Source organism: Brachybacterium kimchii (genome assembly GCF_023373525.1).
In the GTDB taxonomy this organism is placed as follows: domain Bacteria; phylum Actinomycetota; class Actinomycetes; order Actinomycetales; family Dermabacteraceae; genus Brachybacterium; species Brachybacterium kimchii.
The window spans coordinates 947,265-970,736 of the sequence record NZ_CP097218.1 but is presented as its reverse complement, the minus strand read 5'-3'; the positions used below and the strand labels follow the sequence as shown (position 1 = coordinate 970,736).

Here is a 23,472-nt window from a genome sequence, read left to right as displayed (position 1 = left end):
CCGGGTGCTGCTCGCGGGCCTGAGCATCATGGTCGCGGCGATCAGCGCGACGAGCAGCCCCGAGGCGTCTACCAGAGCGTGTGCCGTGTCCGTGAGCAGCGCAAGACTGCCGGTGACGGGGCTCCCCACCGCCTGCGCCAGCACGGTGACGGCAGTGATGGAGAGTGCGATCGCGAGCCGGGTGCGCGCGCCGCTGGACGCTCCGGAACCACGTGCATGGTCATGCCCCGCGCCCATCTGAGATCGACGTCCTCGAACTCGGCGTGGTCTTGGTGGTACTTCAGCAATAGCGAGGCCCCGGCCGCGGTGAGCAGCCTGTCCGCTGCTCCGAAGAGGTCGGCGAGTCTGCCCGGGTTGGTGAGGGAGAACCATGACGAACGACCCTCGATCCGCACGGTCACGACTCCGCAATCGCGTAGGCAGGACAGCTGCTGGCTGACCGTAGACTGCGCAAGGTGCATGTGCTCGACAAGGTCGCGCACCCGCTGCTCGCCTATCGAGAGGTGCTGGATGGGTCTGCCCCGAGTTTGGTTGGCACCTGAACTGTGAGGATCTTGTACTCGCTGGAAGGTTGTCCCCGTGGCAAAGCCCTATCCCAAGAAGTTCCGCGACGACGTCGTGGCCGTCGCCCGCAAGGGCCAGGCGTCGCTGGCGCAGATCGCGAAGGACTTCGGCATCTCCGAAGGCTCGCTGGCGAACTGGATGAAGCAGGCCGAAGTCGAGGACGGTCGCCGGCCCGGTCTGAGCGAGGCCGACAAGGCCGAGCTGCGAGAGCTGAAGAAGCGCAACCGGCTGCTGGCGCAGGAGAACGAGGTCCTGCGCAGGGCGGCGGCCTACCTGTCCCAGGCGAATCTGCCGGGAAAATAGGGCTCTTCAGAGGTGAGTGTGGGGCGAGGCGTCGAGTCCGCCGGTGATGAGGAGCATTCGGAGGCGGTAGTGCTCGTAGTTGCGGAACCCTCGGGCGATGCGGCGGCCGAGTTCGATGATCCCGTTGATCGCCTCGGTGCCACCGTTGCTCGCGCCGTCGGTGTCAAAGTAGGCCAGGAACGCTGTCTTCCAGTGGCGCAGAGTCTTCCCCCAGTCTCGCGATCTCGGGGATCGGGCATATCTGGGCAGGGTGGCGATCAACTGCTCGGCGAGCTGTCGGCCCTTCACGGGGGTCGGCTGATGGAAGACGTCGCGGAGGTCCTGAGCGCATTGGTAGGCGACCTCGACCGCGACATGATCGGGATGGGCAGCGAACGCGCTGTTCAGACGGGCCTGCTGGCGTGAGGTGAGGCGTTCGCGCCCGGGGCGGAGGATGTGGCGGATCCCGTAAAGAGGATCGCCCTTGCGTCCGCGATGACCGAAGGTCTCCTGCTGGATCCGGCGGCGCACATCATCCACGGCGGCCGTGCCGAGCTTGACGATGTGGAACGCATCGAGCACGCGGGTGGCGTCTTCGAGCTGGTCATCGATCGCGTTCTTGTAGCCCTGGAACGGGTCCAGCGTCGCGATCTCGACCCGCTTGCGGAACGCCTCGCCCCGTGCGTCCAGCCAGTCACGGTAGGCCTTGCCGGACCGTCCGGGGACAAGGTCGAGGAGCCTGGCAGTAGGGTGAGGGCCGCGGGTCAGGCCCACCATCCCGGTAAGTTCCTTCGGGCCACGCCGGCGCGGGTCTCGATGGTGCCAGATGTGCTCGTCCACGCCCAGGACCTGCACGCCCTCGAACCGGACCGGGTCGTTCGCGGCCCGGGCCAGGATGGGCTGGACCTGAGTCCAGAGCGTGTTCCAGGTCGTGCCGAGTTGCCGGGCCAGGCCCTGGATCTTCGCGCCCTCGCGGCGGAGCAGGCCAATCGCCCACCGAATCGCGCGAGTGCTCAGCAGGCCACGGGTGCGCAGACCTCGGGGGCTTGCTCGACGAAAGAGACCACCGTACAGACGTCCTCGAGGCAGATCCAGCGGCGCTTGCGCCATCGGATCCGCACCGGCCCGCCCGCCCAAGGCGCATCGATCATCTCGACCGTCACCAGTGGCGATGACCCCGCAACCAGGGCAGCCGGTCACCGGATCGCAGGACTCCACCTCGAGCATCAAACCCGCCTGGGGCTTCGTCACCGAGACCAGGTGGAGGCTGGGGAAGTCGAGGAGGAGATCGCATCGACCGCAGCGATCGAGCGCGTCAGGGCATACGCAACTATGGTTGGGCATCGTCGAGGTCCTTGGTGCGAGCAGGGGGTAAGAGTCCGCTCATCATCGAGGACCTCGAAGCCTACGCCCAGCTACCCCGCACCACCGGCGCGCTCACACTCACCTCTGAAGAGCCACCAATCGCGCGGCAGTCCCGGCTGAAGTACGCGTTGACCACCCGCGGCAACAGGGTAGGTGCGACATCGAGCTCGTGCTGGATGCTCGGCAGGGCGATGTTCACGATCGAGTCGTCGAGCACCACCATCAACTGGGCCGAGGCGATCACCAGCGGCGGCAGCAGGCCCCGCCGGTCGGAATCGTGGACGTCATCGATCTTCCTCGATCGCGCGGCGGTGGGCCGTGCGGAACGCTCATGTTCAGGCTCGCCGTTCGCGGCGCGCACCGTCATGCCATCCGCGGTGGGGGCATGCTCCCCGTATATCCGTCGGGAGCACCCCGGCACCCGGGGCGTTCTGTCCCTCTCGCGATGCGACTCCGTTGAGGGAATACCTGGAGGGGGTATACTCTTGTATCGAGCACATACCCCTCCAGGGTATGTCCGACGGAAGGAAGAACGATGGCAGTCAGCGAATACCAGGTGACCGGGATGACCTGCGGGCATTGCGAGATGTCGGTGCGCGAGGAAGTCGGCGAGATCGCCGGTGTCACGGGCATCGACGTCAGCGCCCAGACCGGCAAGCTCGTCGTCACCGCCTCCGACGAGGTCGATGACGCGAAGGTCCTCGCCGCGGTCGAGGAGGCCGGCTACCAGGCGGAGCGGGCCTGATGAGAGTCCCTGTCCGTCTCGCGATCTACGGCGCGGGCCTGGTGGCGACGTTCGGCGGATCCTACGGGCTGGCCGGCGTCATCGTCCCCGACAGCGTCGTGCAGTCGTGGACGCAGCAGAGTCAGATGAACGAGCACAGCGAAGGAGAAGGCGTGAGCAACGACGACAGCACACACACTGACGGCGGCATGGACGGCCACGACCACCCGGCCGACGGCGGCGCACCGCCGGCAGGCATCCAGGAAGCGGCGGATCCCACGTACCCGGTCGGGACGACCGTGCGGCTGAGCGCGGACCACATGCCGGGTATGGACGGCGCGGAGGCGACGATCTCCGGCGCGTTCACCACGACCACCTACTCGGTTAGCTACACGCCCACCGATGGCGGCCAGCCCGTGGCCGATCACAAATGGGTCGTCCACGAGGAGCTCGAGAGCCCCGGCGAGGCACCGCTGGCCGACGGCACCGAGGTCGTGCTGGAAGCCGAGCACATGACCGGGATGCAGGGAGCGACGGCGACGATCGACCACTCCACCCAGGAGACCGTCTACATGGTCGACATCCCCGGCGGCGAGATGCCGATGACGAACCACAAGTGGGTCGTCGAGAGCGAAGTCCACCCCGCCGGCTGACCAGGCCGCGGACGGATCACGACAGGAAGGGGCGGGCAGTGAGCACGCACACGCAGCCGGTGGCGGACGCCGGCATCGAGCTGGAGATCGGCGGGATGACCTGCGCGTCCTGCGCGAACCGGATCGAGAAGAAGCTCAATAGGCTCGACGGGGTCGCAGCGGCGGTCAACTACGCCACCGAGAAGGCGAAGGTAACCGTCCCCGACGGCTACGACCCGGCGCTGCTGATCAGCGAGGTCGAGAAGACCGGCTACACCGCGGGGCTGCCGACGCCGAAGCAGACGGACCCTGCGTCCACTGCCGAGGTGGACGATGCGGTCGATCCCGAACTGACCTCGCTCAGGCACCGGCTGATCGGGTCGATCGTGCTCACCGTGCCGGTGATCGCGATGGCGATGATCCCCGCCCTGCAGTTCACCTACTGGCAGTGGGCCTCCCTGGCCCTGGCCGCGCCGGTGATCGTGTGGGCGGCCTGGCCGTTCCACAAGGCGGCATGGACGAATCTCCGCCACGGTGCCGCGACGATGGACACGCTCATCTCGATGGGCACCATGGCGGCGTTCCTGTGGTCGCTCTACGCCCTCTTCCTCGGCACTGCCGGCGTGCCGGGCATGACGCACGCCTTCGAGTTCACTATCGCCCCGTCGAACGGTGCGGCGAACATCTACCTCGAGGTCGGTGCAGGGGTGACGATGTTCATCCTCGCCGGCCGCTACTTCGAGAAGCGCTCCAAGCGGCAGGCCGGAGCGGCGCTTCGCGCCCTGCTCGAGCTCGGCGCGAAGGAGGTCTCGGTGCTCCGCGACGGCGTCGAGGTGAAGATCCCGACCTCCCAGCTGGCCGTCGGGGATCAGTTCGTCGTCCGTCCCGGGGAGAAGATCGCCACCGACGGCACCGTCGTCTCCGGCACCTCCGCAGTGGACGCTTCGATGCTCACCGGTGAGTCCGTGCCCGTCGAGGTCGCAGAAGGCGACCAGGTCACCGGGGCGACAGTCAACGCCGGCGGACGCCTCGTCGTACGCGCCACTCGGGTCGGCTCGGATACGCAGCTGGCGCAGATGGCCAAGCTCGTCGAGGACGCCCAGACGGGCAAGGCCGAGGTCCAGCGACTGGCCGACCGGATCTCCGGGGTGTTCGTGCCCATCGTGATCGTCATCGCCGTGATCGCCCTCGGGGCATGGCTCGGGGCAGGGTTCCCCGTCGCCGCTGCCTTCACCGCAGCCGTGTCCGTGCTCGTCATCGCCTGCCCCTGCGCCCTCGGGCTCGCCACGCCGACCGCGCTGTTGGTCGGCACCGGCCGCGGCGCGCAGATGGGCGTGCTCATCAAGGGCCCCGAGGTGCTCGAGTCCACCCGCAAGGTCGACACCGTGGTGCTGGACAAGACCGGCACCGTCACCGCCGGGAAGATGACCCTCATCGACGCGATCACCGAGCCCGGCGTCGACCGCGCCGAACTGCTCCGCTTGGCCGGGGCTCTCGAGAACGCCTCCGAGCATCCCATCGCGCAGGCCATCGCCACGGGCGCGGCCGACGAGGTCGGCACCCTGCCCCCACTCGAAGACTTCGCCAACGTCGAGGGCAAGGGCGTACAGGGCATCGTCGAGGGCACCTCCGTGGTCGTTGGGCGCGAGTCGCTGCTGGCCGACTGGTCGCAGAAGCTCTCTACTGAGGTCGCCGAGGCCAAGGTGGCTGCTGAGAACGAGGGTAAGACCGTCGTCGCGGTCGGCTGGGACGGAAAGGCCCGCGGCGTCCTCGTCGTCGCCGACACGGTCAAGCCCACCAGTGCCGAAGCGATCCGTGGGCTCAAGGAGCTCGGTCTCACCCCGGTGCTGCTGACCGGCGACAACGACGCCGTCGCACGACAGATCGCCGCCGAGGTCGGCATCGACGAGGTCATCGCCGAGGTCCTGCCCAAGGACAAGGTCGACGTCGTCGCCCGACTGCAGGGCGAGGGCAAGGTTGTGGCGATGGTCGGCGACGGTGTCAACGACGCCCCCGCCCTGGCCCAGGCCGATCTCGGCCTGGCGATGGGCACCGGCACCGACGTGGCGATCGAAGCCAGCGACATCACGCTCGTCCGCGGCGACCTGCGGGCCGCCGTCGACGCGATCCGCCTGTCCCGGAAGACCCTGTCGACGATCAAGACGAACCTGTTCTGGGCCTTCGCCTACAACGTCGCGGCCATCCCGGTCGCAGCGCTGGGCATGCTCAACCCCATGCTCGCCGGCGCGGCGATGGCGTTCTCGTCCGTGTTCGTCGTCGGCAACAGCCTCCGCCTGCGCGGGTTCCGCAGCGTCGTCAAGCAGTGACCAACGGCCGCACGCACAACTGATCCCCTCAAGACCGAAAGGCACCACCATCATGACGAACGACATCGAGGCCACTGCCGGCTGCTGCAGCACCACCGACGCAGATGCTCCGCACAACGACCGCGAGAACCTCCTCGCCGACGCCGGCTGCTGCGGCGGCGCTACCGGGCAGGCGCTCGACCCGGAGGCCTCCGACGAGCATCAGCACGGCTACATCAGCGACAAGCAGGCCTATCTGCGCCGGCTGAGCCGCATCGAGGGCCAGGCGCGCGGCATCTCGAAGATGATCGACGAGGAGAAGTACTGCATCGACATCCTCACTCAGGTCAGCGCGCTGACCCGAGCGCTCCAGGGCGTCGCCACCGGCCTCCTCGACGACCACCTCAAGCACTGCGTCCTCGACGCCGCCCGGCTCGGTGACGATGAAGCGGCCTTCGAGAAGATCCAAGAGGCCAGCGACGCCATCACTCGCCTCGTCCGCTCCTGAACCTCGTCTCCCGCAGGGGATTTGGACGGACCAGCGCATGAGGGGAAGACCCGCCGCGCCTCGCTTCACCCCACTCACGCCAGAGATCGCTGTCGGCGTGCCCCGGTAGCCCCTCGGAGAAGGTGATTGAGCACCATGACACTGTGGGCGATATGGCCGCCTCGCCGGCCGTGCTCAGGGGGTACGTAGAGTCCACCCGGGCAATGTGCCGCGCGAAGCTTGACAGGAGGACCAGCGACCTGGTCGCGAGAGCGGACCAGGCCCGGCGCGGCTGCGGCATGCGCCTTGGCTCCGAAGCGGCAGGCACGCTCTGCCCGCTCGAGGAAGGGATCCTGTTTGCCCATGAGGGGGCATCAGACCCGGCGACGCCGGCGTCATAGGGCTCAGGGTCCAGCTCTGTCTCGTCTCAGCATCGGTGGCCGACAGGCAGGTCGACGCGCTCCGCGCGTTCGGATACAGCAGCCGGGCGGTAGCCGACGTCGTGGGAGCGCTCCTGTTCAACATCATCACCGGAGCGTTCCACCTCGCCCCGGCCCCATCCCACCCGGCTGCGCACCGGCCCCAGAGCTGCCCCGTTCTCGGGGCCTGCGCGCGTGTCCTTCGCCGGTAGAGCCTCGGCCCGCATCGGGCGCAATTGCCAACATCGTCATATTGCGCTAGCATCGTCGATTGACGATGATTCATGCGGGGTTCCGCGGCCGACGAACCGCGGGGGAAATGGAGAACCAGCAGACATGGGCGCAGGACACGACCACGGCCACTCGGCCGGCGAGGTGGGGCATCCCGGCGACTTCCGCAAGAAGCTCTGGGCCGCTTTCGCGATGACCGCGACGATCGTCGTCGCGCAGGCCATCGGCTCATTCGTCACCGGCAGCCTCGCGCTGCTGACCGACACTGCGCACGCAATCGCCGATGCTTCGGGGCTGCTCGTTGCCCTGATCGCCGCGACCCTCATGCTCAGACCGGCGAGTTCGAAGCGTACCTGGGGGTTCCGGAGAATCGAGGTGATCGCCGCGCTCGGCCAGTCAGTGCTTCTCCTCGTGGTCGGCACTTATGCCGCCGTCGAGGGTGTCCGCCGCCTGTTCGAGCCTCCTGAAGTTCCTGCGACCGAGCTCCTGGTCTTCGGAGTCGTAGGACTCTTGGCGAACATCGTGGCGATCGTCATCCTGTCCTCCAGCCGCGGGGCGAACTTCAATATGCGCGCCGCCTTCCTGGAAGTTCTGAACGACGCCCTCGGTTCGCTCGGGGTCATCGTTGCCGCGATCGTCATCGCCACCACCGGCTTCCAGCAGGCCGATGCCGTGGCCGGCCTGTTCATCGCGGCCCTTATCGTTCCCCGCGCGCTCAAGCTCATGCGCGAGACGGTGGGCGTGCTCATGGAGTTCACCCCCAAGGGCCTGGACCTCGACGAGGTCCGCGAGCACATCCTCGCCCTCGACCACGTCAAGGACGTCCACGACCTGCACGCCTCCACCGTGGCCACCGGCCTTCCCACGCTGACCGGGCACGTGGTGGTCGACGACGAGTGCTTCACCGACGGCCACGCGGCCGAGACCCTCCACGCAGTCAAGGGCTGCGTGGCCGAGCATTTCGAAGTGTCCGTCCACCACTCCACGTTCCAGGTCGAGACCGAGCACATCGCCGAGCACGAGCCCGAGTCGGTCAAGCACGGCTGAGCATGCTGCGGGCTGAGCCGAACGATGAGCGAGAAGGAGTATCATCGCCATATGGGGATGAAGAGTGTGAACGCGGAGCCGGCGACCTGGGCCGACGAGGTCTCGGAGATGACGGTCGTGGCCTGCCTCTTCCACAGCTTCAGCGATCCCTCGCGCCTGGTGATCCTCCAGCACCTCCGGCTCGGCGAGCACCGCGTGGTCGACCTCACCGAGCACCTCGGCCTGTCCCAGAGCACTGTCTCCAAGCATCTGTCCAGCCTCAAGGAGACCGGCCTCGTCGTCTCCCGCCCCGAGGGCCGCGCTTCCGTCTATTCGCTGCAGCACCCCGAGGCGCTCGTCGAATTCTTCGCCGCGGCCGAGAAGTTCCTCGCCCTCACCGGTGACGGCGTGACGCTGTGCTCTCTGCACGACCACGGGGCGTCTGGACAGATGGCCGGCTGAACCGGCGTTCGTCCCGAGTCGCGCGACTTCTCGGACGCCGCTTTTCCATCGAGCCGCATCCTCGCCGCGCCGCAGGAAGTCAACTGCGCGCTGGACGGCAGCGACCGTGACACTCTCCACCCAGCCACCTACCTGCCGATCGACGACGTCCCGCAGCCGTCTGCCTCGCCTGTTCCGCGCAGGAGACCCCTTCGCAGCCTCGTGCTTTCGCCAAGCCTGGGCAGGGCTACTTCGAGAGGCGCATCGAAGCGGGAACGCCGCCGCTGATGCTGTCGGAGGATGACAGCCCGGAGTGGTCGCGGCGCGACGATCAGGTTGCCGCCAGCCAATAGGTCAGCAATTGATGTATGGTCAGTGCATGCTGACTATTGCTTCACGTGTGGACGTCATGAATCGGCTCGGCCGCGCCATGACCGATGCCACCCGCTCCCGCATCCTTCTGTCCCTGCTCGAGGAGCCGGGCTACCCGGCCAGACTCGCTCGCGATTTGGAGCTGACGCGCACCAACGTGTCCAACCATCTGTCGTGCCTGCGCGGCTGCGGCATCGTCGTCGCCGAACCAGAGGGCCGACAGACGCGTTATGAGATCGCCGACCCGCACATCGCCGCGGCGCTCACCGCGCTGGTCGACGTCACGCTGGCCGTCGACGAGAGCGTCCCCTGCATGGACCCGCAGTGCCCTGTGCCGGGATGCTGCGCTGCCTCCGAGGAGGAGGGACTGTGAGCGACGAGTGCTGCGGCGTCGACGAGGCGCGCCGCGAAAACCAGACGATGAAGACGGTGTCGACCCGGCCCGTCTCGATGAGCAAAGGCCCGACGAGCACGGGCGATGCCTGCTGCGGACCGCTCGAGCAAGCCCCTGAAGCACCCACCCTCGACGAGGGCGACGCGTGCTGCGGGCCGTCCGAGCCCCGCCGCGCCCCGCACGAGGACATGCCCCCGTGGTGGCGAGACCGCGCCCTTGCCCTGCCGGGCGTCTCCGGACTGCTGTGGGCGGCCGGGTTGGTCCTGGAGGTCACGGGGCTCGGGATCCCGGCGCTGGTCGCCTTCGCCGCCGGCCTCGCGGCCGGGGCGTGGACCTTCGTGCCCAGCACGCTCAAGCGGCTGTTCACCGCAAGGGGGCGCGGACGCCTGGGCGTGGGTCTGCTGATGACCATCGCCGCGGCCGGAGCGGTGCTGCTCGGCCACGTCGGGGAGGCTGCGGCCCTGGCGTTCCTGTTCTCCCTGGCCGAGACCCTCGAAGACCGCGCGATGGACCGCGCCAAGGAAGGGCTGCGCGCGCTGCTCTCGCTGGTCCCCCAGACCGCGCGGGTCTCCCGAAAGTCGGGCAGCGTCGACGTCCCTGTGGCGGATCTGCGCGAGCTCGACCTCCTCATGGTCGGCGCGGGCGAGCGGGTCGCGACCGACGGCGTCGTCGCCGAGGGACGGTCCAGCATCGACGCCTCCGCCGTCACCGGCGAGTCGATCCCCGTCGAGGTCGGTCCCGGCGACCCTGTGCCCGCGGGCGCGGTCAACGGGTCCGGCTCGCTGCTCGTCGAGGCCACCGCCGACGGCCGCGACAACTCGCTGACCCAGATCGTCGCGCTCGTCGAGCAGGCCCATGCCCGCAAGGGCGAGCGGGCCCGCCTGGCCGACCGCATCGCCCGCCCCCTCGTCCCCGCCGTGCTCGTCGTCGCCGCCCTGGTCGCGCTGTTCGGCGTGCTCGTGGGCGACCCGTCGACGTGGATCGAGCGCGCCCTCGTCGTGCTCGTGGCCGCCTCGCCGTGCGCGATGGCGATCGCCGTTCCCGTCACCGTCATCAGCGCCATCGGCTCGGCCTCGAAGTTCGGCGTCGTCGTCAAGTCCGGCGCGGCGTTCGAGCAGTTCGGCAGCATCCGCACGGTCGCCTTCGACAAGACCGGCACGCTCACGCAGGGCCACCCGCAGGTGACCGAGGTCCGCACCACAGCCGGCTTCGACCGCGGACAGGTCCTCGCCTGGGCTGCGGCGCTCGAGGCGACCAGCACCCACCCCCTGGCGGCCGCGATCACCGCCGCCGTGCCCGACGCCTCGGCGGCAGAGGACGTGCACGAAGAGGCCGGGCACGGACTCACCGGCCGCGTCGACGGCCGCACGGTCAGGGTCGGCAACCCTCGGTGGCTCAACCCGTCTGGGCTCCGCGACGACGCCGATGAACTCGCCGAGACGGGCATGACCGTCATCGTGGTCGAAGCAGACGGTGCAGTCATCGGTCTGATCGGCGTGCGCGACGAATTGCGCCCCGAGGCCGCCGAGACCGTGCGCATGCTCCATGCCCAGGACATCGACACAGTCATGCTCACCGGTGACGATGCCCGCACCGCCCGCACCCTCGCAGCGCAGGCAGGCATCGACGACGTGCGCGCCGAGCAGCTCCCCGCTGACAAGGCCGCCGCGATCACGCAGCTGGCGGCCTCGGGGCCGACCGCGATGGTCGGCGACGGTATCAACGACGCCCCCGCCCTGGCCACGGCCACCGTTGGCATTGCGATGGGCGCGACGGGCTCCGCTGCCGCCGTGGAATCCGCCGACATCGCCTTCACCGGTCACGACCTGCGCCTGATCCCCGCTGCCTTCACCCACGCACGCCGCGGACGGCGGATCATGACGGCCAACATCGCACTGGCACTGGCAATCATCGTCGTGCTGTTCCCGCTCGCCTTGTTCGGGGTGCTCGGGCTGGCCGGCGTCGTCCTCGTCCACGAGGCAGCCGAGGTCGTCGTCATCCTCAACGGAGTCCGCGCCGCGCGTCGTCAGGCTGCTCTGCGGACGAGCGGTGCGGTGAGAGACCGGGTCCCGGCGTGACGCCCTCCGGACCGCTGAACGGCCTGCCCATCGCCTGTACGCTCGCCGTCGGTGCAGGCAGGGGCCAGATCGAACGCTGGCGAGCCTTCGACGACGAGCGATCGCTCGTCGTCGAGGGCACGGAGACGTCGTCGGTCATGCACTACGCGCCGACCGACGTCGCGGTCCGGCGGCTGCGCGAGCTCGGCGCGGTCGAGAGCTCCTGCTGTCCCTTCGTCGACTGGAGCGTCGAGGACGACCACGAAAGCCCGGGTCTGATCGTCACCGGTAGCGCCGAGCACCTCGCTCCCCGACATGCACATCAAGACCGAGGCGGGAGGGAAGTCCTCCAGCAGGCCCTCAACCTCTCGGGACACGGTCGCGCGTTGTGCCATGAGCTCTTTGACCTGTCCGGCGACTCGTGCGATAACGAGCTCCACCGCCGCTGTTGCGGGCACGGCCACGCTCCACTCACCAAGCGCAGTGAAGATCGCCTCGACCAGGCGTTGCGGATTACGCCGGGACCGACCGCGAGCGAATCGCAGCACCCGAGCGCCACCGGCCTCTTTCAGCCCGGTCTGGCCCCCGTACTTGATCAACAGCTCGAGGGCGCGGGTTCTAGGGGTGATCGCAACACTCGACGTGAGGAGGGTGTTGTGGTTGGTCGTGGGAGGCCGGGGTTCGAGATGGGTCCCCGCTGGAAGATCGAGCAGTTCTGGCATGCTCGTGCTATGGGGCTAGCGCTGCGGGATATCGCCGGTGAGATCGATACGAGCCATGCCACGTTGGCTCTGTATGTCCGGGCCACGGGCGGTATTGCTCCGGCTCGGTGGAAGGATCCTGATCGCTATATCACCGATGGGGAGCGGTTCAGGATCAAGGAGCTCCTCATCGAGGGACGCTCGATCCGGTATGTCGCGAAGGTCCTGGACCGGGCCCCTTCCACGATCTCGCGTGAAGTGCGGCGGGGGTCGGCAAAAGGAACTCCGGGCGAGTACGCACCCTCACGCGCTCGGCGTGACGCCTTTGAGAAGCGCCGGCGTTCGAAGGAACTGAAGATCCCGTCCGACCCGGTGCTCCACGCTGCGGTCCAGCACGGCCTCGACGAGGGCTACTCGCCCGAGCAGGTCGTGGGACGCTTGCGCCGTGAGCATCCCGACGACCCGAGGTTCCACGTGAGCCACGAGACGATCTACCGGACCATCTACCTGCAGGCCAGAGGTGGTCTCAAGCGCGAGCTGAAGGCGCTGACCCGCACCGGACGCACAGTCAGGCATCCCCGCCGCAGTGCGCAGAGACGCCGGGGGCGAATCAAGGACATGGTCTCGATCTGGGAGCGGCCGGCCGAGGCGCTGGACCGCGGTGTTCCCGGGCATTGGGAAGGCGATCTGATCGTGGGCAAGGACGGGGCCTCGGCGATCGGGACCGTGGTCGAGAGACGTTCGAACTACGTGATCCTGGTGCGTCTGGACCCCACCAAGTCACGAGTCGAAGCGACCCGCGATGGATTGATCGAAAAACTCTCCACTCTCCCGGCCACGCTGAAAGCAACATTGACGTGGGACCAAGGCAAGGGAGGAATCGTCAAGACCTGTGGATCGGTGAGTTCTACGGGTTGCTGGCGTGGAGCTCGACTTCGTAGCCGTCGGTGTTCGAGAGGTGGGCGGCGTAGGTCTGGGGACCGCCGACGTGGGGGTGCTTGTCGGCGAACATGAGATCCCAACCGTTGGCGGCCGCAGCCGCGGTGAGGGCGTCGACGCGGTCCTGGCCGGGTGCGCAGCGCTCGGCTTCTCAGCCGCCGTTGACAGGGAAGTGGACGCTATGCGAACAGCTCGCGCACAGGCCGTGAGCGTGACCCCGCTGGCTCGTCAGTTCGGGGTGCACCGTGGCACGGTCTGGGCCAAGACACGGATGCGACGTTGAGGTCGGGTGTCTCACGTGAGCTCGTCTGCGCGTCGGAGGAGGTGAGTCCTTTCTGCAGTGTTCTCCGCGATGCTCGCAGCGCGTTGGAATGCCACTCGGGCATTGGCCGCGTCGCCGAGTCTGGCGAGAAGGTCGGCGCGCACCGCGAGCTCATAGTGGTCGCCTGATTCTGGGGCGATCTGTTCCAGTGCTGTTTCGACGCTCTCGACGTGGGAGAGTGCCACGATCCGGGCTGTGCGCACTGCTGCGGTAGGGACGAGCGGCAGGAGCATGTCGTACAGCGCGAGGATCTGCCGCCAGTCGGTGTCCGCGTCTCGTGAGGCGTCGCAGTGTACGGCTTGGATCGCGGCCTGCAACTGATACTGGCCGGGCTTGTCGGCGGTGAGGCACTCACGCACGAGGGTCTGTCCCTCGGCGATCATGTCACGGTCCCACAGCCGTCGGTCTTGTTCAGGCAACGGGATCAGGCTGCCATTGCCCGCGATACGGGCCGGACGGCGGGCCTGGAGCAGCACGAGAAGCGCCAGGAGTCCCTTGGCTTCGAGCGCGCCTTTCGAGTGGGCGACCACGAGTCTCGCCAGCCGGACTCCTTCCTGGCTGAGGTCGAAGCGGCTGAGCGGCCCGGACGTGGTGACGTAGCCCTCGTTGTAGATCGCATAGATCACGGCGAGCACGACGCCGAGCTGGTCGTGGATGCGTCCCGACCCGGGCAAGTCGATCCGGGCGTCTTTGATCTTCCGCTTCGCGCGCGAGAGCCGCTGCGCGATCGTCGCTTCTGTTGAGCCGAATGCCCGCGCGATCTCTGTCGCCGTGAGTCCGCCGACGTAACGCAGAGTCAGTGCGACTTGTGTTTCTGGCGACAGGCTCGGATGGGCGCACAGCAGGATCATGCGCAGCTCGTCGTCGCCGGTCCCCTCCGGCGCGGCGACAGATGGTCGCGCGATATGCGGGGCGTACCGCTGCTCCGTCTGCGTGCGTCGGATGCGGTCGATCGCGCGACGACGCGCGGTCGTGACGATCCATGCCTGCGGGTTCGGGGGAACGCCCTGGGCGGGCCAGACGTCGGCGGCTGCCGTGAACGCGTCCTGTACCGCATCTTCGGCGGCGTCGAGGTCGCCGATACTGCGCATCAGGATCGCGACAGTGCGGCCGTACTCCGAGCGGAATGCCCGGTGCACGGCCGCGAGCGCGTCGATCATCGTTCTTCCTCAGCCGCCGAAGCTCGGCGCGGGGCGAACCTCGATCTTCAGTCCCGTCGCCTCGGAGACCTTGCCTGCCCACGTCGTCGCCGCGTCGAGGTCGGTGACGTCGATGATCGTGAAGCCACCGACGTACTCCTTGAGCTCGGCGAACGGCCCGTCGGCCAGTGTAACCGTACCGTCCTGGCTGGACACGACCGTCGACGACGACGGGTCGGCGAGGGGCATCGAGAACACCCAGACACCGGCGGACTGCATCTCCTGGGTGACCTCGGTGACATTCTTGATGACCTGCTGGAACTGCTCGGGCTCAAGCGTCCGGCCGGTGGGGGTGACATTGCTCAGCATGTACTGGGTCATGATCTTCTCCTTGCTAGCGGCACGGCCGTGATGCCATGCTCACTCTCTATACGTTCGAAACCGGCCACTCTCGACATCCTCCCAAGAAAGTCTCCGAGAGAGTCTCGGACAGGGGGTAAGCCCCAACTTCAGCTACCCGCTTGTGGTGCCATTGATGGAGCGTGCCCAAGGCGGGACGATGATGTAGCCGCCGTCGCCGCGGAAGTCGATCGTCGAGCGGAGCTCGCAAGCGGATCGCTGAATGGGCATCAGGCTTGCGATGGCTGCTGAACGTGGCGGCGGGAGAGGAGCAGTCCAGCGGTGAGTGCGACTCCCCACAGGAGAAACAGCGGATCCCACAGCCACGCGTGTCCGATCATGCCGTCGCGGTCGTAGCCCCCGCTGGGGTCGATGACGCCAATGAGCACGAAATTGCCGGTGACAGTGTTGATGCCACCCCACACCATCAACACGACGGCGCCCAGCCAGCACACCAGCCGCCCGGGGCGAGGCCACGGCCGGTCCCACACGGCGAGGGCCAGCGGAAACACTGCGAACCCGATCTTGACCACACCGACGGGGAACAGGAGCCAGCGCCGACCCGCGAAGTCACTCACGAGTTGGTGACCGAGCGTTGCCACCAGCCAGTTTCCGCCAGCGGCCCAGTAGAGGCTGAACGACCCGTGCGCTACACCGGTCGCTGCCGCGATGATCAGGACAGTCACCGCTGCGCGGGAAGCGAGCGAGAGGGGACGACGGGTCGTCTGCACACGCCCGATTCTACCAGCCCAGCGCGCATGCCCCGGCCGGCGACCGGCTCAAAGACCCACTCGACAAGTTCCAGCTCTACGGGCAGACCACCACCGCGATCGTCCAGTCGAGCCCAGCCCCCCTGGAGCAATCTGTGGATCGGCGTGTCACGCGGCGTGAGCGTCGTCTCCTGATTCGTGGTCGTCTGTGCGTTCGACCAGGACGCCCTTCTCGAACTTCGCGCCGGCGCGGACCAGTGCGACGAGGTGGGGTGCGTTGACCGCGCGCCACCTGGTCTGGGCGGACTCGATGAGTTTGAACGCCATCGCGACTCCGGCGGCGCGGGAGCCTGGTCCCTTGGTGACTCGCTGCCGGAGCCGGACGGTTGCGAAGGTCGACTCGATCGGGTTGGTGGTGCGCAGGTGGACCCAGTGCTCGGCCGGGTAGTCGTAGAAGGCCAACAGGACGTCGAGGTCGTCGGTGATCTTCGCGGCGACCTTGGGCCACTTGGCCCCGTAGTCGGCGGCGAACGCCCGCGCGGCTTGCTCGGCGTGCTCGCGGTCTTCGGCGTTCCAGATCTCGGCGAGTGCGGCCTTCGCGCCGGGCTGAGCGGACTTGGGCAGGCAGTTGAGCACGTTGCCGATCTTGTGGAACCAGCAGCGTTGCTCGCGGGTCTCGGGGAACACCTCGCGCACCGCGGCCCAGAACCCGAGAGCGCCGTCGCCGACCGCGAGCACCGGAGCGCGCATGCCGCGGCGCTTGCAGCTGCGGAGCAGGTCGAGCCAGGACTCGGTGGACTCGGGGTGCCCATCGTCGAGCGCAATCATCTCCTTCGAACCGTCGGCACGCACCCCTACCATGACCAGCAGGCACACCTTGTCCTGCTCGAGGCGGACCTTGAGGTGGACCCCGTCGACCCACACGTAGACGAAGTCGGTCTCGGCGAGCGATCGCTTGTTGAACGAGGCGGCCTCGTCCTGCCAGTCCTTGGTCAGCCGGGTGATCGTGGCCGGCGACAGCCCGTTGCTGGTGCCCAGGAACTGGGTCAGTGCGGGACCGAAGTCGTTGCTGGACAGGCCATGCAGGTACAGCAGCGGCAGCACCTCGGCCACCCGCGGCGACTTCCGTACCCAAGCCGGCAGGATCGCCGAGGAGAACCGCTGACGCTCCCCGGTCACCGGGTCGGTCCGCTTGTCGTTGACTCGCGGCTGCTTGACCGGCACCGCACCCGCGGCCGTGGTCACCTCGCGCTCGACGTGGAAGCCGTTGCGGACCACCAGCCGCCGACCGTTCTCGTCGAGCTCGTCGGCGAACACCTCGACGTAGGCGGCGACCTCGGCCTGCAACGCGGCCGCCAGCATCTGCCGAGCGCCGTCGCGGACGATCTGATCGAGCAGCGACCCACCGCTCGCGACCGCCGTGTTCTCGTTGGACGCCTCGGCGTCGTGGACTACCTTGAGCATGGGCGTACCTTCCCGAGCCGGCGCACCCACGCCGGTCCTGATCAGAGTTCTGTGACTACGAGATCTTCCTCGGGACGGTGCGCTCCATCGCGTTCACCCCGCCGAGGGTCATCCACAGGTTCTGATCATTGCTCGTTCGAGGACATCTACCATCACAACCACCCCGTGCCGGCGACCGCCGACGCGGCACTTGCGAGCCTCTAACAAACCCGGGGCGATTCAGCCTTCATCGCGCAAGCGCCACTGGGTCTCTCTGGGGTCGTCGGTGTGATCGTCCCGGTAGGGGAAGTGCGAGAGCACTACTCGATGCGGCACCGATCCGTTCTTGGCACCGAGCTCTTGGGTCGCGGGGATCTTGACGACAGCGAAGGTGCCGACCCACTCGAATCCGAGCGCGAGGGTCTCTTGCTGAGCGCGGATCGACCGTTCGCCGAAGAGGGGGTGCGCGTGATCGTGATTGCCCAGGACCAGCCGGATGCAACCGTTCAGACGCGGCACGATCTCCGTGAGCCTCGATGGCTTCACGAGGGCCAGGTCGCCCAGGTGCCAGACGATGTCGTCGCGGGCTACGTTGCGGTTCCACGTCGCGATGATGGCCTCGTCGTGCTCGCGGATGTCTTCCGAGGTGCAAGCTCCGGGCGCGAAGTCGCGCTCGCGCACCATCAGGCGGTGACGGAAGTGGGTGTCGGACGTGAAGTGGACGGTAGGCATCAGTGTCCGCTCTCGTCGAAGAAGAAGAAGGGGCGGTATCCCGTCTCGTCCGGAACGGTCGATTGGATCTCCCAGGGGGTGCCGTCGGCGCGCCAGGTGTTTCTGCACTCGTCGGCTGCGCACTCGAACGAGTCCACGAACTGCTCCTGCATGTAGGAAGGGCCCCGGTACTCGTACGAGATGATGAAGTGGGCATCGAAGCTCGGCGTGCGGATCGCCATCCGAGCTGCCTGGTCTTCGTTCTCGATGATCATGCCCCATCCCTTCTCTCGCTGCCCCTTGGGCCTCTCATGCGGAAGTGGGCGGACGGCGACTCCTGTGGGACAGCGTGGTCAGTTCGGCTGCCGGTAGTCCGCGAAGGCTGCACGTGCCATCTCCAGCACCGTGCGCAGGTGCGAACCGAGCTCGCGGCGGGCGGCCGATTTCTCGGCGCCGAGCTGCCGTACGAGGTCGTTGCGCGTGGGGTAGATCCCCTCGCGGTGGTGTGCGAAGTAGGCGCGGGCGACGTCCGCCAGCAGCAGAGGCTCTCGGTTCATCCTGCGCGCCCGCGCAGCTTCCCGTTCCCGATCGAGCTGCTGGCAACGACGGACGATGCGAATGATCCTCTTCTCGCGTTCACTGGCCCCGGGATCGGGGGTGTCCTGAGTCAGCAGCGCCGGTTCGCTGGACGCGTTTGGGTCGTCCAGTGCGACGGGTTCTGAACGGCGCAGGTCCTGCTTTGTGATGAGGACCGACTGCCGTGCGGCATCCCGACGCGTGGCCCGCATGCGCTCGTTGTGGAAGGCCACGAGCTCGTCGTCGCTGGGCGCGGTCTCGCGCTCGAGCTCGTACAGCTGGCGGGACTTCTCGACGAGGGATGTCCGGCGGTCGTGTGCTCCGGCGCCGGGGACGCCGGTGCTGTCGTTGAGCATTCCCTTGCGCCTGTCTTCGCGGAGTGCTGCTCGAGTCTCGGCCTCGAGGAGCATGGGGAGGTTCCGCGAGTAGTTGAAGACCTGGCTGGTGCCGGGGCCGCCGTTCTTGGCGCGCCACCGCTGGTCGACCATGTGGAGGAGGGCCTGGCCGAAGTAGGAGAACATCAGGCTGTCGCCCTCGTCGTCGAGGTGGGCGGTGCGCTTGGCGCGGTGCAGGATCCGCGAGATCTCCTTGTGGTGCTCGCGGATGAAACTGTCGAGCAGCTCTCGCGACTGAGCGTGGCTTCCTGCATGGAGAACCGCGCACATCTCGACCTTCCATGGAGCCTGGAGGGTGTCGCGATCGCACTCGCATGCGGGCTGGTGGCGAGCCCTACTGGTGGGCGCCGCGGCTGCGAGTTCCAGGGCCATCAGTGGTCCCTGCCGTCCGAAGGGGTCTCAGCGACCGGCATCCGTGTGGAGCCCGAACTGCGATGGACGGCGCTGGCGGTGCCGTGAGGGTGCTCGTGGTCGAAGCAGTTGTGCATCGGGTGATCGCTCCCTTGCAGTCAGGAGCGCGGTCTTGGTGCGACCCGTTGGTCGCGTCCGCGCCGAACACCTCCAGCATCGCACACCCGTGGAACTTTTTCCAGTGGCGTACCTATGTGGATGTGCGTCCGGCTTCCGGTATCGAGAGGAGTGACTAGTCGGCGTCAGGGCGGTGGGCCGACGGGCTGTCCAGCCTCTCGCTCCTTCGCGCCATCTCCACGATGCCGCGCACGTTCGCCAGAGCTTCATCGCTCAGCCCGTGCATGCGCAGAGCGATCTCCCGCTCCTCGGGGTTCAGCTGGGATGCCGCCTCGAAGGAGGGGGAATCCTCGGCCGTGAAGTACGAAGGGGGCACGTCAAACGCGTCAGCCAAGGCGCGCAGGTGCTGCAGACGTGGATTCTTCGCCTCACCCTTCCGCAACTGCTGGAGGTAGCTCAGCGACATCGTTGCGATGCCGCCCCTCTCCATCCTGCGAATGATCTCCTGCATCGTCACTGGACGCCCACCCGGGCCAGCGGTGCGGGCGAACAGGTCTTCGAGCAGTTGAGCGATCGACACGGCGGCCTCTCTAAGAGCGGACGATGGGTGCGGTGCGAAGCAGGCCCTTGCCGAGCCTGCAGTTGGCATACTAGTGGAAAGAATTCCACAAGCCAACTACCTGTCCAGTACGGGAGTGCTACCCAGCAGCCGGGGCGACGATCGCCGCGAGCAGCACGAGCAGCACTGCGCAGATCGAGCCAACGACGACTTCCCGGGCCGTGTGCTCGCCCAGATGGACACGGGCGAAGAGCATCAGCGGGACCATCAGCACGACGGCCACCAGCCACCAGGTCGAGAAGAGCACGCACAGCATCATCAGCAACGAGATGAGGCAGAACGCGTGCATCGAGACCTTCAGGCCGGCGGCGGTGATCGCCGAGGTCGCCACGAGCCCGACAAGCATCGTCGCCAGAGCCCACAGAGCCAGGGGCGGCGCATGGAAGACGACGGCGAGCACCACGCAGCACACGATGGATGCTGCGCTCACCGCGAAGGCCAGCCAGCGCTTCCGCTTCCAGCCGCTCTCCTGCGTGGTGATCGTGCCGCGTCTCTTGGCGAGCTTCACCGCGCTCATCGGGACCGCGGCGCACAGGATGGCCAGCACCAAGCCCCAGACGAGTCCAGACCACGCGTGCGGGCGGCCAGCCACCCCGGCCACGAGGCAGATCAGGAAGACGCTGACTGGCGGCGCGAGGAGGTCGCTGATCAGGACCGCTACACGGTCGGTTGCGCTCAACCGTCGAGAGGCACCTGCGGCGCTCATCACGGCCGACTCATCGCCAGTCGGATCTCGTAGAGGCTGCGGACGGAGGAGTTGAGCTCCTCGTCGTCCCTCAGCTCCAGCGTGCACATCCGGTTCAGGGCGATCGTCAGCCAGCCCAGCGGCGGAACGGACCGCTCCCCGCTCAGGTGTCGGACCAGGCGGGCAGACAGCTGCGGGTCGTCGGGGCTCTCCTCGTGGACGCTCCGGAGGGCGGGGTCGTCGTCCTCTCGGATTAGACGCAGTGCGTCATGCGTCTCGATGGTGAGTCGGGACAGGGTCATCAGCTCGTTGAAGTCCCGCTGCTCCTCCTCGGGCAGACGCACGTCGGGGTGCAGAGTCGTCGTCGTCCGCCACAGGGGGATCACCAGATCTCGCGCCATCTGCAGGGCAAGGGTCTTGTGGACGCTCAGGGTGATGCGGCGGATCACCCCGGTGGCGAGGCCCACCAGGAAGATGCTCACGATCCCGATGAGCAGGTACTTGCGGACATCAGGTCCGCCCAGCAGGGCGCGCCCCGTGAGGTCGGTCATCGATGAGACGACGAAGAGTGCCGTCCCGAGGGCGCCCAAGAAGACGCACCCCACGGAGAATCGGGCGGAGGCGGGCTGGTTGCGCTGGAGCAGCGTGCGTCCGCAGGCCGTCAGCACGACGATGGCGGCCGCGGCGAAGGCCGCCAGGTAGAGGCCGTGGTAGAGGACCAGGGCCCAGGCCTGGTCGGTCTTGGCGACCTCGTCGACTTCCGCCTGGTGGTAGACCTCTCCGTCGGCGTGCACGGGCAGGAAACCGACGAGGGCGGCTTCGCCGAGAGCAACCACTCCTGCTGCCGCCCAGATTGCGCGGGTCGCCCGGCGGGACAGCGGCTCTTCGCGGAAAGAGAGGATGATGAGTACGACGCAGACCTGCGCGAGCAGGATCGAGTACCGCTTGGCCAGGTCGATGAGGGACCCGTTAAAGCCGGGCTCGATCCCGCGGCACACCGTGGTGATGAACAGCGCCACGCACGCGATGCGAAGAAGCATGACACGGCGCCTGCCCCGGTACAGCGTGGCGACGACGGCAACCAGTCCCATGGCGATGCCGACGACGATGATCTCAGCCATCAGGAAGCCCTCCGAGCGTCGTTCCCGGAGAAGAACGCGAGGACCTCGGAGGCTCCGCGGCTGTCGCGCTCCTGGCGGCGGCGGTGCAACTCATCGAGAAGTCGCATGCCCGTCGTCTCTGCCCTCTTCTCGATGGGGTCATCGAACACGCACCTCAGGTGCGTCGCATCGCTGTGCGCCCGCACATCGCGGTGCAGGATGTGCGCGTACTCGTGCAGGATCGTCTGCTCGCGGTTCAGCGGCGACAGCTCGGCGTCGAAGTACACGTGCGCGGTGGCGTCGATCATGACGGTCAGGCCGCTGATCTCGCGGTGACGCACCTCTTCGGGGATCGGGCCGAGCTCCACGCGCAGCCCGACTGCGGTGCCAATGTTCCGACCGAGTGACTCGACGGTGAGGTCGTCGGGCCACTCGAACCCGAATTGGCGATGAGCGGAGTCCGGGTTATCGCGTCGGCGAGAGGTATGCCGGAATAGTACTTTGGGACCAGGGATGGCACCTTTGTCCGAAAGTGATTCACGATGCTTGCCACGCCGCATACGCACGACCTTGCCGGTGCCGCGACCGCCATCGGGCGGACCTTCGTGGCCGTCGTCCCAGGTCACGAGACTAAACGGGTGTGGCGATCTGGCAGGCATGTGCATTCCTCAATTGAGTGGGGAACGGACACCACCGGCGTTCACCAACGCAGGGGTACAAGTCCAGTAACGTGCTCGGTGCCGCATGTTACAGGAGGGAGAGGACATGGCAACAGAGCTGCCTGGAGCACCCACGATCCGTGAGGATCTCGCGGGCATGACCAGCACCTCCCCGGGTGTCGGTGCCAGGGTGGACTCGTGACAATCGAGTACGCGGTCGGCTCCTGGGGCCTCTTCTGCGGGGACGAGCGCCGACAGCTCGTGATGATCGACGATGCCCCCTACGGGCCGAGTTCTGCCCGCAAGTCCATGCAGGCCACCCCTCGCCGGCTACTTCTCGATGATGGACGCATCGACCAGGTGTACAGCACCGGTGTCCCCCTCGACGAAGTCGCGGCCCAGGGTGGGTCCTCCTGGAGGGTCCTCGTCCGACCGGTTCACTCCCCGAGGTCATCCACGCTCATCGCGGTGTTCGCCATCGTCCTTCCGCTCGATGCCCCCGTTCCTGAGCAGCCCCTGGTGGGCTGTTGGGAATGGGAGATCGCGAGCCGCGGATACAGCTGGCCGACGTCGCACAGGCGCACCTACTGGGACGAGAACCTGTTCAAGATCTACGGCATCAGCACCGACGTCATCGCCAAGCACGGGGGCTCCTGGGAAGCGGAGGAGTGGACGAGCAATCTCATCGCGCGCTCCGACCAGATGCGCATCAACTCGGCCTTCCGGAACATCATCCAGGACGGCATCAACGGCGATGCGAACGTGTTCCGCTGCCTCACCTATCACATCGTCGCAGGCTACGGAGCCGACGGTGAACGGGAGACACGGCACCTGCGCCTCGTCGGCAAGGTCGCCCCGTACCAGCCCACCGACGAGACGATCCTCATCCACGGCTTCAGCTACCCGGTGAGCGAAGAGTTCCACGACGCCGTGTTCGGCCAGGACATCAGCTCCTCCCGAGTCGACGAAGTGCTGCGAGGGGTCATGGGGCTTGCCCCTCAGCCGACAGCCGTGCTCGACGTCGCCACCTTAGACACCCTGATGACTTCGGCCTCGTGGAAGACAGAACACTTCGGCAACATCCGCGCCTTCGGGGAGCTCGTGACGCTTCCCCACGAGGATCTGCGATCCTTCATCGCGCGCGCGGCAGCTGATCACGCCAACCCGCACTCGACCGATGCCCTGGTCCATCGACCCGACGGGGTGGTGACGCCGGCGCGTCTGACCGCCATCGGGGTCAGCTCGAGCATCCAAGGGCAGGACGTCGTAGTGCGACTCGACCTGTGATCGCTGCGCGGGATCCCTG

The 23,472-nt window shown here is 67.5% G+C and carries 22 protein-coding genes and 5 pseudogenes; 11 read left to right on the top strand and 16 right to left on the bottom strand.

The genetic code is table 11. The features are described from left to right. Positions 1-48: 48 nt before the first annotated feature. Both M4486_RS19795 and M4486_RS19790 read right to left on the bottom strand, forming a co-directional pair. Positions 49-237, bottom strand: a pseudogene (locus M4486_RS19795) (cation diffusion facilitator family transporter); the annotation flags it as partial. Between the two features lie 170 nt (positions 238-407). Then, positions 408-497 (bottom strand): annotated as a pseudogene (locus tag M4486_RS19790) (ArsR family transcriptional regulator); the annotation flags it as partial. A gap of 82 nt (positions 498-579) precedes the next feature. Here M4486_RS19790 and M4486_RS04685 point away from each other — a divergent pair. Then, positions 580-846 (top strand): annotated as a pseudogene (locus M4486_RS04685) (transposase); the annotation flags it as partial. A 27-nt stretch (positions 847-873) separates the two neighbouring features. Here the strand turns inward: M4486_RS04685 and M4486_RS04680 are convergent. Then, complete coding sequence (locus tag M4486_RS04680; RefSeq protein WP_249479951.1) at positions 874-2,097, bottom strand: ISL3 family transposase; 1,224 nt, start codon at positions 2,095-2,097, stop codon at positions 874-876. Positions 2,098-2,251: 154 nt separating this feature from the next. Continuing rightward, a complete protein-coding gene (locus tag M4486_RS04675) occupies positions 2,252-2,578 on the bottom strand; it encodes a hypothetical protein (RefSeq protein WP_239201708.1) in 327 nt (108 codons plus the stop codon). Positions 2,579-2,746: 168 nt separating this feature from the next. Between M4486_RS04675 and M4486_RS04670 the strand changes: the two genes are divergently transcribed. From M4486_RS04670 to M4486_RS04635, 8 genes are all read left to right on the top strand, one after another. Further along, entirely contained in the window at positions 2,747-2,956 is a 210-nt protein-coding gene (locus M4486_RS04670) for a heavy-metal-associated domain-containing protein (RefSeq protein WP_239201710.1), read from the top strand. Beyond that, positions 2,956-3,588 carry a YdhK family protein gene (locus tag M4486_RS04665; RefSeq protein ID WP_239201712.1) on the top strand — a complete coding sequence of 211 codons (633 nt, stop codon included), beginning with the start codon at positions 2,956-2,958 and terminating at the stop codon, positions 3,586-3,588. Before M4486_RS04670 ends, M4486_RS04665 begins: the two co-directional genes overlap by 1 nt. Before the next feature lie 38 nt (positions 3,589-3,626). Further along, positions 3,627-5,894 carry a heavy metal translocating P-type ATPase gene (locus tag M4486_RS04660; RefSeq protein ID WP_346731768.1) on the top strand — a complete coding sequence of 756 codons (2,268 nt, stop codon included), beginning with the start codon at positions 3,627-3,629 and terminating at the stop codon, positions 5,892-5,894. A gap of 214 nt (positions 5,895-6,108) precedes the next feature. Then, positions 6,109-6,381 (top strand): metal-sensitive transcriptional regulator, encoded by a 273-nt coding sequence (locus tag M4486_RS04655; protein ID WP_239201775.1) that lies wholly within the window; start codon positions 6,109-6,111, stop codon positions 6,379-6,381. Between the two features lie 734 nt (positions 6,382-7,115). After that, positions 7,116-8,057 (top strand): cation diffusion facilitator family transporter, encoded by a 942-nt coding sequence (locus tag M4486_RS04650; RefSeq protein ID WP_239201717.1) that lies wholly within the window; start codon positions 7,116-7,118, stop codon positions 8,055-8,057. Positions 8,058-8,114: 57 nt separating this feature from the next. After that, positions 8,115-8,498 (top strand): ArsR/SmtB family transcription factor, encoded by a 384-nt coding sequence (locus tag M4486_RS04645; protein ID WP_370645925.1) that lies wholly within the window; start codon positions 8,115-8,117, stop codon positions 8,496-8,498. A 358-nt stretch (positions 8,499-8,856) separates the two neighbouring features. Then, the gene (gene cmtR, locus M4486_RS04640; RefSeq protein ID WP_239201785.1) at positions 8,857-9,222 is read left to right on the top strand and encodes a Cd(II)/Pb(II)-sensing metalloregulatory transcriptional regulator CmtR; all 366 of its coding nucleotides are present in this window, start codon (positions 8,857-8,859) and stop codon (positions 9,220-9,222) included. A gap of 209 nt (positions 9,223-9,431) precedes the next feature. After that, positions 9,432-11,321: a heavy metal translocating P-type ATPase gene (locus M4486_RS04635; RefSeq protein ID WP_239201788.1), complete on the top strand. Its 1,890-nt coding sequence runs from the start codon at positions 9,432-9,434 to the stop codon at positions 11,319-11,321. A 287-nt stretch (positions 11,322-11,608) separates the two neighbouring features. Here M4486_RS04635 and M4486_RS19910 read toward each other — a convergent pair. Beyond that, a pseudogene (locus tag M4486_RS19910) lies at positions 11,609-11,908 on the bottom strand (IS110 family transposase); the annotation flags it as partial. 123 nt (positions 11,909-12,031) lie between these two features. Here M4486_RS19910 and M4486_RS19905 point away from each other — a divergent pair. Next, positions 12,032-12,874 (top strand): annotated as a pseudogene (locus M4486_RS19905) (IS30 family transposase); the annotation flags it as partial. A gap of 360 nt (positions 12,875-13,234) precedes the next feature. On the opposite strand, the gene M4486_RS04625 reads toward M4486_RS19905, so the two are convergent. The 11 genes from M4486_RS04625 to M4486_RS04575 all read right to left on the bottom strand — a co-directional run bounded on the left by M4486_RS04625 (position 13,235) and on the right by M4486_RS04575 (position 22,133). After that, entirely contained in the window at positions 13,235-14,422 is a 1,188-nt protein-coding gene (locus M4486_RS04625; RefSeq protein ID WP_239201719.1) for an RNA polymerase sigma factor, read from the bottom strand. Positions 14,423-14,431: 9 nt separating this feature from the next. Beyond that, the gene (locus M4486_RS04620; RefSeq protein WP_239201720.1) at positions 14,432-14,782 is read right to left on the bottom strand and encodes a YciI family protein; all 351 of its coding nucleotides are present in this window, start codon (positions 14,780-14,782) and stop codon (positions 14,432-14,434) included. 248 nt (positions 14,783-15,030) lie between these two features. After that, positions 15,031-15,531 (bottom strand): DUF3995 domain-containing protein, encoded by a 501-nt coding sequence (locus M4486_RS04615; protein WP_239201721.1) that lies wholly within the window; start codon positions 15,529-15,531, stop codon positions 15,031-15,033. Between the two features lie 147 nt (positions 15,532-15,678). Next, on the bottom strand, positions 15,679-16,974 hold the full coding sequence (locus M4486_RS04610) for an IS256 family transposase (RefSeq protein ID WP_249481068.1): 1,296 nt from the start codon (positions 16,972-16,974) through the stop codon (positions 15,679-15,681). A gap of 219 nt (positions 16,975-17,193) precedes the next feature. Continuing rightward, on the bottom strand, positions 17,194-17,685 hold the full coding sequence (locus M4486_RS04605; protein WP_239201723.1) for a metallophosphoesterase: 492 nt from the start codon (positions 17,683-17,685) through the stop codon (positions 17,194-17,196). Next, positions 17,685-17,939, bottom strand: coding sequence for a hypothetical protein (locus M4486_RS04600; RefSeq protein ID WP_239201724.1), 255 nt, complete (start codon positions 17,937-17,939; stop codon positions 17,685-17,687). Before M4486_RS04600 ends, M4486_RS04605 begins: the two co-directional genes overlap by 1 nt. 78 nt (positions 17,940-18,017) lie before the next feature. Next, a complete protein-coding gene (locus M4486_RS04595) occupies positions 18,018-18,905 on the bottom strand; it encodes a hypothetical protein (protein ID WP_239201727.1) in 888 nt (295 codons plus the stop codon). A 373-nt stretch (positions 18,906-19,278) separates the two neighbouring features. Next, a complete protein-coding gene (locus M4486_RS04590) occupies positions 19,279-19,683 on the bottom strand; it encodes an insulinase family protein (RefSeq protein ID WP_239201728.1) in 405 nt (134 codons plus the stop codon). Between the two features lie 118 nt (positions 19,684-19,801). Continuing rightward, a complete protein-coding gene (locus M4486_RS04585; RefSeq protein ID WP_249479949.1) occupies positions 19,802-20,428 on the bottom strand; it encodes a hypothetical protein in 627 nt (208 codons plus the stop codon). Then, positions 20,428-21,528 carry a hypothetical protein gene (locus tag M4486_RS04580; RefSeq protein ID WP_239201731.1) on the bottom strand — a complete coding sequence of 367 codons (1,101 nt, stop codon included), beginning with the start codon at positions 21,526-21,528 and terminating at the stop codon, positions 20,428-20,430. Before M4486_RS04580 ends, M4486_RS04585 begins: the two co-directional genes overlap by 1 nt. Further along, a complete protein-coding gene (locus M4486_RS04575) occupies positions 21,528-22,133 on the bottom strand; it encodes a hypothetical protein (RefSeq protein WP_239201733.1) in 606 nt (201 codons plus the stop codon). The genes M4486_RS04580 and M4486_RS04575 overlap by 1 nt, the downstream gene beginning before the upstream one ends. A gap of 231 nt (positions 22,134-22,364) precedes the next feature. Here M4486_RS04575 and M4486_RS04570 point away from each other — a divergent pair, with 231 nt between their 5' ends. Continuing rightward, positions 22,365-23,453: a hypothetical protein gene (locus M4486_RS04570; protein ID WP_239201735.1), complete on the top strand. Its 1,089-nt coding sequence runs from the start codon at positions 22,365-22,367 to the stop codon at positions 23,451-23,453. Positions 23,454-23,472 lie beyond the last annotated feature (19 nt).

Coding starts and splice junctions, on each gene's coding strand:
- M4486_RS04675 (WP_239201708.1), bottom strand. CDS start 2,578: ATGACGGTGCGCGCCGCGAACGGCGAGCCTGAACATGAGCGTTCCGCA.
- M4486_RS04670 (WP_239201710.1), top strand. CDS start 2,747: ATGGCAGTCAGCGAATACCAGGTGACCGGGATGACCTGCGGGCATTGC.
- M4486_RS04665 (WP_239201712.1), top strand. CDS start 2,956: ATGAGAGTCCCTGTCCGTCTCGCGATCTACGGCGCGGGCCTGGTGGCG.
- M4486_RS04650 (WP_239201717.1), top strand. CDS start 7,116: ATGGGCGCAGGACACGACCACGGCCACTCGGCCGGCGAGGTGGGGCAT.
- M4486_RS04645 (WP_370645925.1), top strand. CDS start 8,115: ATGAAGAGTGTGAACGCGGAGCCGGCGACCTGGGCCGACGAGGTCTCG.
- cmtR (WP_239201785.1), top strand. CDS start 8,857: ATGCTGACTATTGCTTCACGTGTGGACGTCATGAATCGGCTCGGCCGC.
- M4486_RS04635 (WP_239201788.1), top strand. CDS start 9,432: ATGCCCCCGTGGTGGCGAGACCGCGCCCTTGCCCTGCCGGGCGTCTCC.
- M4486_RS04625 (WP_239201719.1), bottom strand. CDS start 14,422: ATGATCGACGCGCTCGCGGCCGTGCACCGGGCATTCCGCTCGGAGTAC.
- M4486_RS04620 (WP_239201720.1), bottom strand. CDS start 14,782: ATGACCCAGTACATGCTGAGCAATGTCACCCCCACCGGCCGGACGCTT.
- M4486_RS04610 (WP_249481068.1), bottom strand. CDS start 16,974: ATGCTCAAGGTAGTCCACGACGCCGAGGCGTCCAACGAGAACACGGCG.
- M4486_RS04605 (WP_239201723.1), bottom strand. CDS start 17,685: ATGCCTACCGTCCACTTCACGTCCGACACCCACTTCCGTCACCGCCTG.
- M4486_RS04600 (WP_239201724.1), bottom strand. CDS start 17,939: ATGATCATCGAGAACGAAGACCAGGCAGCTCGGATGGCGATCCGCACG.
- M4486_RS04595 (WP_239201727.1), bottom strand. CDS start 18,905: ATGTGCGCGGTTCTCCATGCAGGAAGCCACGCTCAGTCGCGAGAGCTG.
- M4486_RS04585 (WP_249479949.1), bottom strand. CDS start 20,428: ATGAGCGCCGCAGGTGCCTCTCGACGGTTGAGCGCAACCGACCGTGTA.
- M4486_RS04580 (WP_239201731.1), bottom strand. CDS start 21,528: ATGGCTGAGATCATCGTCGTCGGCATCGCCATGGGACTGGTTGCCGTC.